Source organism: Acinetobacter sp. ANC_7654 (assembly GCF_056779855.1).
This window is the reverse complement of the sequence record NZ_JBWYIR010000001.1, coordinates 195,332-207,790: the sequence shown is the minus strand read 5'-3', so window position 1 is coordinate 207,790 and position 12,459 is coordinate 195,332. Positions and strand designations below refer to the sequence as shown.

Genomic DNA, 12,459 nt, shown 5'->3' with positions numbered 1-12,459 from the left:
AGGACAATACTGTGAAAAAATTAATCGCTTTACTCGCACCAATGACATTAGTGCTCGGAGCTTGTGCTACAGGTACAACAGGGACATCATCACCTGCCGCAAATACCACTCAACAGTTAGGTTCGGCTGCACTTAAAATTGCGATCAATGCAAAATGCACAACTGAATTGAACAATATTTCTGCTTGGAAAACTGCAACGAAATTAATGACTGCAGAGCAGAAAGAAAATATCCAAGGTGAAATTTGTGGATGTGTAAGTGAAAAAGCTCCTCAAAGCGTAACTACGGTTGATTTGGCTACAGCAGCGATTGATCCAACAGCACGTGCAACAATCGTCAGCAATATCGTGACTAAAACTATTAATGAATGTGTAGCTGAAGCTGTACGTTAATTTTAAAGATATATGAATAGGCTGATTTTGATCGGCCTATTTTTTTAAGGATAAATTAGGAAAATGATGTTGATTGCTGGTGCTGATGAAGCAGGGCGCGGTCCACTGGTGGGATCGGTCGTTGCGGCTGCTGTAATTTTGGATCCTAACAATCCGATTCTTGGGTTAAATGATTCTAAAAAACTCAGTGAAAAGAAACGTGAAAAATTATTTATAGAGATCAAAGAAAAAGCACTAGCTTGGGCTATCGCTGAAGCGAGTCATCAAGAAATTGATGAACTCAATATATTGAATGCTTCGTTGTTGGCAATGCGTCGTGCCGTTGAACAATTGACTGTGCAACCACAACATGTATTGGTTGATGGTAATAAAATTCCCCAAGGATTGAGTATGAGTTGTGATGCTGTAGTTGGAGGAGATGCATTACATCCAGAAATTTCTGCTGCCAGTATCCTGGCTAAGGTGACACGTGATCATCAAATGTTAAAACTTGATGCTAAATATCCTCAGTTTGGTTTTGCAAAACATAAAGGCTACCCGACCAAAGCTCATTTTGAAGCTATTGCACAGTTTGGCGTGGTTGAAGAGCACAGGCGTAGTTTTGGTCCAGTACGCAAATCATTGGGACTTTAAACAGCTTAAACACCAAAAATTTAAAGCGGCTAGATTTAGCCGCTTTAGTCACAAAATCATTTCTAATCAACGATTGAAATCATTTTGAGTGTAATTCTCTTCTTCGTAAGAAGGTTGGTAATCTTGGTCAAGATGTTGCAAGTGCTCATGCATCGCACGTTCATGCTGAATTCGTTGATAGATTTCTTCACGATGTACAGATACTTCTTTAGGCGCATTCACACCAATTCGCACTTGGTTACCTTTTACACCAAGTACAGTGACACTGACTTGATCCCCAATCATTAATGTTTCACCAACACGACGGGTGAGAATCAGCATGTTTATCTCCTTGCTTAAACGCTAAACCTGCGATAGTTTTTTCAAAAAGTGAAAATAACAACCTCGGCACCACGAAATATTTTAATAGATAAATGTGACGAATTTAACCATTCGCACAGGACTATTGAAATTATCCCATAAACCTCTAGACCTAATATAACAGAGCCACTATAGGAAAAACTATAGTGGCTCTGAATATTTCTTCATCAAGTATGCATTGTTTCTGCTAACTCATGGCAGAAAATTAAGCACGTGCGCTAGACTCACCATGTTCGCGGTCAAGACCAAACGCAGTGTGAAGTGAGCGAACAGCAAGCTCTAAATAATTTTCTTCAATAATAACAGAGATTTTGATTTCAGAAGTTGAAATCATCAGGATATTGATGCCTTCATCAGCAAGTGCTGTAAACATTTTACTTGCAACACCAGCATGAGAGCGCATACCAACACCTACGATAGATACTTTTACAATATCATCACGTGTTGCAACTTCACGAGCACCGATTGCTTGAGCAGTTTCTTCAAGAATTTTTTTAGCTTTAGCAAGTTCGCCACGATTGACTGTGAATGTGAAGTCAGTTGTACCATCTTCTTCAACGTTTTGGATGATCATATCCACTTCGATATTAGCATCACCAATCGGTTTTAAAATTTTAGATGCAATACCAGGAAGATCAGGCACACCTAAGATAGTTAATTTAGCTTCGTCACGGTTAAATGCGATACCAGAGATAATTGGCTGTTCCATATTGTCTTCCAATTCAGTAGTGATAAGTGTTCCGACGTTGTTTTTGAATTCTTCGTCAAATGCGCCATCATTTTCATTGTCGAAGCTAGAGAGTACGCGTAAAGGGACTTGATATTTACCCGCGAACTCAACAGAACGGATCTGTAAAACTTTAGAACCAAGAGAAGCCATTTCGAGCATTTCTTCAAAAGAAATACGATCAACTTTTTTCGCTTTTGGTGCAACACGTGGATCTGTTGTATATACACCATCCACATCTGTATAAATTTGGCATTCATCCGCTTTGAGTGCAGCTGCTAATGCAACACCAGAAGTATCAGAACCACCACGACCCAAAGTTGTTGTGTTTCCATTAGCATCAAAACCTTGGAAACCTGCAACAACGATGACACGACCAGCATCTAATTGTTCAGTCATGACATCTGTATCAATTGATTCAATACGTGCTTTTGTGAATGAGCTGTCTGTTTTAATACCAACTTGGCGTCCAGTCAAAGATTTCGCTTCCACACCGATAGAATTCAGTGCCATTGCTAACATTGAAATCGTTACCTGTTCACCCGTTGAAACCATTTGGTCTAATTCTCGTGGGTCAGGGGTGTCGGTAATGGCTTTCGCTAAAGCGAGTAGGCGATTAGTTTCACCACTCATAGCTGATACAACAACCACAACCTTGTGGCCGTGATCATGCCAACGCTTTACACGACGAGCAACATTTAAAATGCGCTCAGGAGTACCCATTGAAGTACCGCCATATTTTTGAACGATTAATGCCATAGTTGTTCCATATAAACCATGACCTTGAAGAGTTGTTCAAGGTCAGTTACACAAAAGGTGAAGTTTTATTTTGCAGCTAGCCAAGCAGTTAATTCTGCCATGACAGAAGCAAACTTCTCGTTAAGTGGCGCGCCACCTTGTGCCAAATCAGGCTTACCACCACCTTTACCACCTAGCTCAGTTGCTAAGTGTTTGATGATGTCACCTGCTTTTATAGAAGCTGTGAAGTCTTTAGCTACAGATGCGATCAAGCTCACCTTGTCACCCTCTACACCTGCAAGGACAATCACAGCATTTTCTAATTTTGATTTCACGCCGTCGTGTAGATTGCGAAGTGATTTCGCATCCATACCTTGAACAGTCGTGATTAACGTTTTGCGACCTGCAATTTCCTTAACTTGGCTAAGTAGTTCACCCGCCTGTAAATGAGCAAGTTTTTGATTCAATTGATCGATTTGCTTTTGTAAGCTTGATGCTGTGTCCGCTAAGGCTTCAACTTTCTCAATCGTTTGATCTTTTTGTGCTTTCAATAAGCCATTAATCGTGTTGATGTCTCGATCAGCTTTTTGAGCCACCTCAATTGCTTTCGTACCTGTAACTGCCTCAATACGACGTACACCTGCAGCAACACCGCCTTCAGAAGTGATTTTGAACAGACCAATGTCACCTGTACGTTTAACGTGAATACCACCACAAAGTTCGATCGAGAAGTTTTTCTCTTCAATGATAGAACCCATAGAGAGTACGCGAACTTCTTCACCGTATTTTTCACCGAACAACATCATCGCACCTTTTGCTTTTGCAGATTCGATGTCAAGGAGTTCAGTTGTTACAGGCGTATTGGCAATCACTTCAGCATTTACCAGACGTTCAATTTCTTGAATCTGTTCAAATGTCACGGGTTGATCATTGGCAAAGTCGAAACGTAACACGTCAGAAGCAACCAATGAACCTTTTTGTTGAACATGTGAACCCAAGATTTGACGAAGTGCAGCATGTAGAAGGTGAGTCGCAGAGTGGTTACGTGCTGTTGCTGCACGAATGTCTGCTTTAACTGTTGCTTCTACATTTTGAGTAACTTTAAAGTTACCCATGGTCACGATACCTTGGTGAACGAACGCACCACCAGATTTTTTCGTGTCTTGAACTTCGAAAATACCTGTATCGTTTTTAAAGATACCTGTATCACCAATTTGACCACCGCTTTCTGCATAGAAAGGTGTTTGGTTTAGAACGATTAAAGCTTCATCACCTTCAACGACTTCATCAACTTGTTCGCCATCCTTATAGATTGCGATGATTTGACCCTCACCAGCAGTTGCATCGTAGCCGTCAAACTGAGTTTCGCCTTCAACTTTTACAACGCTGTTGTAGTCGATTGCGAATTTACCCGCATCACGTGCACGTTGACGTTGAGCAGCCATTTCTTTTTCAAAACCAGCTTCGTCAATCGTTAAATCACGTTCACGTGCGATGTCAGCCGTTAAGTCAGTTGGGAAGCCGTACGTGTCGTAAAGTTTGAATACTACTTCGCCTGGAATTACAGAACCTTTTAAGTTAGCAAGTTCGCCCTCAAGCAATTTCAAACCTTGTTCTAAGGTTTTAGCAAATTGCTCTTCTTCTTTTAAAAGTTGCGCTTCGATACGCGCTTGTTGTGCTTCAAGTTCAGGATAGGCAGCGCCCATCACCTCAATTAAAGGCTTTAACATTTTGTGGAAGAATGAACCTGTCGCACCCAACTTGTTACCATGACGAACTGCACGACGGATGATACGACGTAAAACGTAGCCACGCCCTTCATTTGATGGGTTTACGCCATCAGCGATTAGGAATGAGCACGAGCGTGCATGGTCGGCAACGACTTTAAGTGATGCTGGGTATTCAACTGGTTTGCCTTCCGCTTGCGCTTTCGCTTCAAGTTCAGCAGTATCTAAACCAATAATTTCAGCTGCAGCTTTTAATAAGTGTTGGAATAGATCAATTTCGTAGTTTGAGTTGACGTGTTGTAAAACAGCAGAAATACGCTCTAAGCCCATACCTGTATCGACAGACGGAGCAGGAAGCGGATGGAGTACGCCATCAGCAGTACGGTTAAACTGCATGAATACGTTGTTCCAAATTTCGATGAAGCGGTCGCCATCTTCTTCTGGTGTACCTGGTAAACCACCCCAAATGTGATCGCCATGGTCATAGAAAATTTCAGAACATGGACCACAAGGACCTGTATCGCCCATTGCCCAGAAGTTATCTGAAGCGTATTGACCGCCTTTGTTGTCGCCGATACGGATAATGCGAGACTCATCTAGACCGATTTCTTTGTTCCAGATGTCGAATGCTTCATCATCAGTGTGATAAACCGTTGCATATAATTTGTCTTTAGGTAGACCTAACCATTTTTCATTGGTTAAGAAATCCCAAGCGAATTTAATCGCGTCACGTTTAAAGTAATCTCCGAAAGAGAAGTTACCTAACATTTCAAAAAACGTATGGTGACGAGCTGTGTAGCCCACGTTATCTAAGTCGTTATGTTTACCGCCAGCACGAACACATTTTTGTGATGACACTGCACGTACATAATCTCGTTTTTCTAGGCCTAAGAAGCAATCTTTGAACTGGTTCATACCAGCATTTGTAAAGAGCAAAGTTGGGTCGTTGGCAGGAACTAGAGAACTCGACGCGACACGTGTGTGGCCTTGCGATTCAAAGTAACGCAAAAATGCTTCACGAATTTCAGCTGATGTCATAAAACGAGTACTCACAACCAAGTCACTCCATTAATTCTGTATTGGCAAATAATATGTCTGGGAAATAAAGTGCGAATTCACAATAAAATTCACCCCAGCATACCGGGCTAAAAGTTTAAAAACGCCAAATTATAACGGAATTTGCCACCTGTACCAATGATTTTAAAGTGTTTTAATGACAATTCTCTTTAATTCTGGTTTTAGGTGGAATTTTAAGCATTAACGTTGTTGAGACGATTCTTAAATGCTCAAGCTGTGTATCTCGTACGAAGATCAATCAAAAATATTGAGTAGTCATAAGACCATTATTTATTACTGTATAGTTTAGAAATACTTTAACATAGAGCTTTCAAGAACTTGTATTAAAGAGTTGAAGGTTACATATGCAACGTATCGCAATTAACGGATTTGGACGAATCGGGCGAAATGTTTTAAGAGCTTGGTTTGAAAATCCAAAGCAATTCAATTTTGAAATCGTTGCGATTAATGATGTGGCTGATGTAGAAACTTTAATTCATTTATTTAAATATGACACCACACATGGAAGATTTCATGGGGAAGTGGAGTTGAGTTATGTGGCAGAGCAAGTATTTCTCAATATTTATGCCTATCAAAAAAAATTATCTATTGAAGTTCACTGTCAAACAGAACCAGATCAACTGCCATGGAAGCGTTTAAACGTTGATGTTGTTTTAGAGTGTACTGGTTTATTTAGATCTCGAGCAGAAGCGACACGCCATCTCAATGCTGGCGCTCAACGCGTGATAATTGGGGCTGCACCTTTTGATACGGTTGATGCTGCAATCGTCTACGGGGTAAATCATACAGAGGTTAAAACTACGGATCAGATTATTTCGAGTGTTTCATGTACGACACAAGCATTGGTTCCTCTGGTCAAAATTATTGACGATGCCTTTGGCATAGAAAGTGCGTTAATGACAGAAATTCATGCTGTTACAGCGGATCAATCCGTTTTAGATCATGTTCACCGCGATTTACGTCGTGCGAGGGCATCTGGGCAAAACATTATTCCAACGACTTCATCTGCTCTAGGTGCAATCAAACGTGTCATGCCAAAAATGGAAGGGCGAATAGACGGTTACTCAATTCGTGTTCCTACCATTAATGTGGCAGCTATTGATTTGACATTTATAGCGCAACAGCCAATTACAGACCATCAGTTAAATGAAGCGTTAATTTCAGCAGCACGAGAGCGATTTTCGGAAATTATGTCGGTAACAGATGAGCCTTTAGTATCATCTGACTTTAATCATTCTCCGTTTTCACTCATTGTAGATTTAACTCAAACCATGGTGGTCGGGAAGCAAGCTAAAGTCTATGCTTGGTATGATAATGAGTGGGGATATACCAATCGTTTACTAGATTTATGTCATTCATTTCCAGATCAGTCATGAAACTGAAATGCTGTGTCTTTTATAAAGGCTTAAGTCTATAACATAGATCAACTGCTAGTGCGTTCAGAATTACCAATAGAAGCTTATGAATAATCTAAAATTCCGATTTAATTATTTAAAAGTCTGATGCACATGGGGGTTGATCGTGATAGACTAGGAGAAATCGGGTGTGTTCCCGATTTTTTTATGCGGATTTGTTCCGCGCTGACAGAATTTAGGTTTACAACATGCCCATTTCAGAGACATGGTTATTACCTGATGGTGTAGCTGATGTATTACCAGAGCAAGCGCAAGTTATTGAAACTTTGCGTCGTACCGCGTTAGATTTCCTCGCAGCTCGAGGTTATCAATTGGTGTACACGCCATTTATTGAATACATCGAATCTCTATCTTCTCTTTCAGAATCGAATCAAGATTTAGACTTAGCCACATTTAAAGTAATCGATCAACTTTCAGGTCGTTTACTTGGTGTGCGTGCAGATATGACGCCTCAGGTGGCGCGTATTGATGCACACGTGTATCCAGTTGAAGGTGTTGCACGCTATTGCTACGCTGGAACGGTACTTCATACCAAACCACAAGGTTTCAATACCACACGTGCGCCTTTACAGCTCGGTGCTGAGTTGTTTGGTTCAGACAGTATCGATGCTGACGTCGAAATGATCGATGTTATGTTGGAATTATTAAAAAATACAGGTGTAACTGAGGCGATCCATTTAGATATTGGACACGTTGGTCTATTCCGTAGCTTAGTTAAACATGCAGGATTGAACAAAGCTACAGAGTCGCATCTATCTGATTTATATCAGCGTAAAGCATTGCCAGAACTTGCTGAATATACGCAACAACTTAAATTCGGATCTGATTTTTATTCGCTTGGTCGTTATGCAAGTGATTTAGTCGCTTTAAAATCACATTTAAGCCAAGAAATCTTAGAAGATTCGGCATTCCAAGAAGCATTTAATGCAGTTCAAAGCACACAAGATGCGATTCAGCAACGTTGGCCAAATCTGCATATTGGTATCGATGTAGTAGAGCTTCGTTCATATCACTATCACACTGGCTTAATGTATGCAGTGTATGCACCAAATCGTGCTGCGCCATTAGCTCAAGGTGGACGTTATGATGGTATTGGTGAGCATTTTGGTCGTGCACGTCCAGCAACTGGCTTTTCATGTGACTTATACGCTTTAAGCGCTGGTCAATTTAAAGCATTGGAAGTGATCGTTGCACCTAAGGGCAATAATGCTGACCTAGTCAAAGCAATTCAAGGATTACGTGATCAAGGCAAAAGCGTTGTGCAGTTGCTTGGTCAAGATGAGTTGAATTCAGTACCTAACGCGACTCACCAGTTGGTGAATCAAGCGGGTGAGTGGAAACTCGAACAGATTTAATCACTTGATTTGAATACTAAATTTCAAATCATGTTCTTCAATTTTAACAGCATGATGCAATGAGGCTATTATGGGCAAGAATGTTGTGGTACTTGGTACCCAATGGGGCGACGAAGGTAAAGGTAAAATCGTTGACCTGCTCACAGATCAAGCGGCTGCAGTTGTTCGCTATCAAGGTGGACACAATGCAGGTCATACTCTCGTCGTAGGTGGTAAGAAAACTGTTTTACACCTCATTCCATCTGGTATTTTACGTGAAAACGTACTTTGCTTAATTGGTAACGGTGTAGTGCTTTCTCCTGAAGCGTTAATCAAAGAGATGACGATTCTTGAAGAGCAAGGTGTGCCAGTTAAAGAACGTTTACGTATTTCTCCAAACTGTCCATTAATTTTGCCAAACCATATTGCATTAGACCAAGCACGTGAGAAAAAACGTGGGAATGCCAAGATTGGTACAACAGGTCGTGGTATTGGTCCAGCGTATGAGGATAAAGTTGCACGTCGTGCGGTTCGTGTCGCTGATTTAGTGCGTGGTGGTGATCATCTCAAAGCATTGCTTGAAGAGTTACTTGAATACCATAACTTCCAATTAACACAATTCTACGGTGTAGAAGCGGTTAAGCTTGAAGACGTGCTTGCGTTATGTGATCAATGGCGTGAAGTTGTTGCTCCACTGGTTGTTGATGTTACTGGCGAATTGCATAAATATCGTAAGAACGGTGACAACATCATGTTTGAAGGTGCTCAAGGCTCACTTCTTGATGTTGACCATGGTACTTATCCATACGTAACATCTTCAAATACGACTGCTGGTGGTGTGAGTTCTGGTTCTGGTCTTGGTCCATTACACCTTGACTATGTATTGGGTATTACCAAAGCTTATACAACTCGCGTAGGTGCAGGTCCATTCCCAACTGAGTTGGTTTATGATGCTGCAAACGATGTTGGTGATGCAATTGGTAAGCACCTTGGTACTGTAGGTTCAGAATTTGGCGCATCTACTGGTCGCCAACGTCGCTGTGGTTGGTTCGATGCTGAAATCCTTCGTCGTTCAGTAGAAGTAAACTCACTTTCGGGTATTTGCTTGACTAAACTTGACGTTCTTGATGGTTTAGAAGAAATCAAAATCTGTGTAGGTTATGAAGCTGCAGATTCGGGCTGCGTAGGTTCTTCTGATGCACTTGCATTTGAAACTTTAAAACCAATTTACGAAACAATGCCTGGTTGGACTGAGTCTACTTTTGGTGCTAAATCTTTAGACCAATTGCCAGAAGCAGCAATCAACTATATTAAGCGACTTGAACAGTTAATCGAATGTCCAATCGACATCGTATCAACTGGTCCAGACCGTGATGAAACGATTATTCTTCGTCACCCGTTTGAAGCTTAATTAAAAGTTTTAAAAAAGCCCTGTGATATCACAGGGCTTTTTTTGATCTAAACAACGACCAAAGTTGTATAAAAATTGGCTGTGCTGAATCTTAGAGATTGTTAAAATCGAATGTATAAAATAATAGAGTGTGCAGGATGCATAAAAATATTTCTGGAACAATGTTTTATTCGTTGTTATTTGCAATGGGGGGGGCACCCACGATTGCGATGATGATAATTCGATCTCAAACAGTAGCCGAAGATGTGGTCTACCAAGTCTTTATTGGGCTGTCGATTATGATCGCTTGCATATTGGTCCCTATTATTTTAATTCAGAACACCTATTTATTTTTTAAACGTAAAGATGAGAAGCTTGAAACTCGTTTAAAACCGTGGAGTCAAACCTATCTCGTGCTTAATATTTTTTGTTTGGTCTTTTGGATCAGCTATCAATTTGTTTACTAAATTACATAACAAATAAAAAAGTGAAGAAAAATGAGATATTAAGCTTAGTTGAGTTTGTCTATAATTATGAACAAGTACTTTCAAGTAGATTGGAACATTATAATGAAGAACAAATTATTGCTCGGTCTTACAGCATCTGCGGTAATCTCGATTTCAGGGTGTACAACATTTGCGGATATGGCGGGTGCGGACTCAGCGACATTAAATGCAGCTGCTGCACAAAGTTACTCGCAAGCCATTGATACAGCTCGCAGCAAGGGCTTATTGGATACAAGCTCAAATACCTATAAGCGTATTACGAATGTATACAATCGTTTGCGTCCATATGCTGATCAAATGAATCAAACGGGTCAGCCATTCCAATGGCAGGTATCTGTAATTAAATCAAGTGAATTAAATGCTTCTGTCATGCCGGGTGGTAAAGTTGTTTTTTATACAGGTATTGTGGAACGTTTAAATTTAACAGATGCTGAAATTGCGGCCATCATGGGACATGAAATGATCCATGCTTTGGAAGAGCATGCAAAAAGTAAATTGGGTGCTCAAGCTTTAACTGACTTGGCTTTAGGTGTTGGTTTAAGTGCAGCTGGGGTAGGTCAAGGTGGCGCAGCAGTTGCACAAATTGGTTCTCAACTGGGTGTAGGGTTGCCTTATTCACGTAACTTGGAGAGCCGTGCTGATCAGGGTGGATTAATGTTAATGGCTCGAGCTGGTTATAACCCACAAGCAGCGATTACATTATGGGAGAAAATGGCTAAAGCAAGTAATGGTGGCAATGCATCTTTCTTATCAACACACCCTTCAAATGCTCAACGAATTGAGGCGATGCGTAAAAACTTACCTGCAGCTCAAGCGATTTATAACCAAAGTCGCCGTTAAAAGAATAAAGCTAAAAAAGGATGCGTTAGCATCCTTTTTTTATATTCACCACTTAGTAAATTGTTATCACAGTATGGCGTTGATTCAAATGTATTGAAATCGAATTTATTAGACACTTAAGGTGCTGGATTTGGCTGTTGTTTATGGATGATCTCAATTTCCTGAAGTATTTCTTCTGACAATGACACATTAAAAGCATCAATATTTTCTTTGAGTTGATTTAAATCGGTTGCACCAATGATTGTGCTGGTCACGAAAAACTGCTGCTTAATGAAAGCTAACGCCAATTGCGTTAATGTCAGTCCATGTTTTTCTGCTAAGAGGGCGTATTGTTCAGTTGCCCATTCACTTTCAGGATTACTATAACGCACAAATCTAGAGTATAAGGTGACTCTGGCATTTGCAGGTCTCGCACCATGTCTAAATTTTCCTGTTAGATAGCCAAAAGCGAGCGGTGAATAGGCCAGTAAACCGATGCCTTCAAATTTAGCAATCTCCGACATGCCGATTTCATAGGTACGATTTAATAAGTTATAGGGGTTTTGTACAGAAACAAATTTAGATAGCCCTAACTTTTCTGCTAAATGTAGAAATTTCATGGTTCCCCATGGTGTCTCATTGGAGAGTCCGATATAACGAATTCTACCTTTATTAATTTCCGCTTGAAGGGCAGATAAGGTTTCCTCGAGTGGTGTGATATCTAGTGTACTGTGAGCATGGTGATTGGTATAACCCAATTGACCAAACATATTGGATGGGCGTTGAGGCCAATGTAGCTGATAAAGATCAATATAGTCAGTTTTTAAGCGTTTAAGATTTAAGTCTAAGGCTGAGCTAATATCGCTGGCATTATAGCGAGTTGTACCGCTTCGAATATTGCTACCACCTTGACCTGGACCTGCAATTTTTGAAGCAAGAAAAAGTTGATCACGTTGCCCACGCTGTTGAATCCAATTGCCAATAATTTCTTCTGTCGCACCTTGAGTTTCGACTTTAGGTGGTACTGGGTACATCTCTGCAGTATCCCAAAAATTTACCCCCCGCTCGAGTGCATATTCCAGTTGTTGAAAAGCCTCGGACTGGCTATTTTGCTCACCAAAAGTCATTGTTCCTAAACAAATTTCGGGAACGTGTATATCTGTTTGCCCAAGTCGATTAAATTTCATGCTCAACATCCTTGCTGTATTTTTTAAGTTGATATATTGAAATCATACCTAATCTAAGATTCAAAACGTATGTCAAATAAATTCGAAAGTTTTCAGAAAAAAGGCAATAAAAAAGCAAATCGTCAGATTTGCTTTTTTGAATGTAGATCAGATG

The 12,459-nt window shown here is 40.5% G+C and carries 11 protein-coding genes; 7 read left to right on the top strand and 4 right to left on the bottom strand.

The genetic code is table 11. The features are described from left to right. Nucleotides 1-11: 11 nt before the first annotated feature. A complete protein-coding gene (locus tag AC1M86_RS01020) occupies nucleotides 12-392 on the top strand; it encodes a hypothetical protein (protein WP_180027580.1) in 381 nt (126 codons plus the stop codon). A 66-nt stretch (nucleotides 393-458) separates the two neighbouring features. Next, nucleotides 459-1,025, top strand: coding sequence for a ribonuclease HII (rnhB, locus tag AC1M86_RS01015; protein WP_481607135.1), 567 nt, complete (start codon nucleotides 459-461; stop codon nucleotides 1,023-1,025). Between the two features lie 66 nt (nucleotides 1,026-1,091). Here the strand turns inward: rnhB and csrA are convergent, their stop codons facing one another. From csrA to alaS, 3 genes are all read right to left on the bottom strand, one after another. Continuing rightward, nucleotides 1,092-1,346: a carbon storage regulator CsrA gene (gene csrA / locus AC1M86_RS01010; protein WP_035265869.1), complete on the bottom strand. Its 255-nt coding sequence runs from the start codon at nucleotides 1,344-1,346 to the stop codon at nucleotides 1,092-1,094. A gap of 244 nt (nucleotides 1,347-1,590) precedes the next feature. After that, on the bottom strand, nucleotides 1,591-2,871 hold the full coding sequence (locus tag AC1M86_RS01005) for an aspartate kinase (protein WP_092766113.1): 1,281 nt from the start codon (nucleotides 2,869-2,871) through the stop codon (nucleotides 1,591-1,593). A gap of 65 nt (nucleotides 2,872-2,936) precedes the next feature. After that, on the bottom strand, nucleotides 2,937-5,630 hold the full coding sequence (gene alaS, locus AC1M86_RS01000) for an alanine--tRNA ligase (RefSeq protein WP_481607036.1): 2,694 nt from the start codon (nucleotides 5,628-5,630) through the stop codon (nucleotides 2,937-2,939). A gap of 368 nt (nucleotides 5,631-5,998) precedes the next feature. Between alaS and gap the strand changes: the two genes are divergently transcribed. The 5 genes from gap to AC1M86_RS00975 all read left to right on the top strand — a co-directional run bounded on the left by gap (nucleotide 5,999) and on the right by AC1M86_RS00975 (nucleotide 11,139). Next, complete coding sequence (gene gap / locus AC1M86_RS00995) at nucleotides 5,999-7,030, top strand: type I glyceraldehyde-3-phosphate dehydrogenase (RefSeq protein WP_481594256.1); 1,032 nt, start codon at nucleotides 5,999-6,001, stop codon at nucleotides 7,028-7,030. A gap of 227 nt (nucleotides 7,031-7,257) precedes the next feature. Continuing rightward, nucleotides 7,258-8,424, top strand: a complete 1,167-nt coding sequence (locus tag AC1M86_RS00990) for an ATP phosphoribosyltransferase regulatory subunit (protein WP_035265874.1) — start codon at nucleotides 7,258-7,260, stop codon at nucleotides 8,422-8,424. A 70-nt stretch (nucleotides 8,425-8,494) separates the two neighbouring features. Beyond that, nucleotides 8,495-9,814 carry an adenylosuccinate synthase gene (locus tag AC1M86_RS00985; protein ID WP_035265875.1) on the top strand — a complete coding sequence of 440 codons (1,320 nt, stop codon included), beginning with the start codon at nucleotides 8,495-8,497 and terminating at the stop codon, nucleotides 9,812-9,814. 137 nt (nucleotides 9,815-9,951) lie between these two features. Beyond that, nucleotides 9,952-10,260 carry a hypothetical protein gene (locus AC1M86_RS00980; protein ID WP_180027584.1) on the top strand — a complete coding sequence of 103 codons (309 nt, stop codon included), beginning with the start codon at nucleotides 9,952-9,954 and terminating at the stop codon, nucleotides 10,258-10,260. Between the two features lie 102 nt (nucleotides 10,261-10,362). Further along, entirely contained in the window at nucleotides 10,363-11,139 is a 777-nt protein-coding gene (locus tag AC1M86_RS00975) for a M48 family metallopeptidase (RefSeq protein WP_035265878.1), read from the top strand. A 116-nt stretch (nucleotides 11,140-11,255) separates the two neighbouring features. On the opposite strand, the gene AC1M86_RS00970 is transcribed toward AC1M86_RS00975, so the two are convergent. After that, nucleotides 11,256-12,305 carry an NADP(H)-dependent aldo-keto reductase gene (locus tag AC1M86_RS00970; protein ID WP_481607035.1) on the bottom strand — a complete coding sequence of 350 codons (1,050 nt, stop codon included), beginning with the start codon at nucleotides 12,303-12,305 and terminating at the stop codon, nucleotides 11,256-11,258. Between the last annotated feature and the right edge of the window lie 154 nt (nucleotides 12,306-12,459).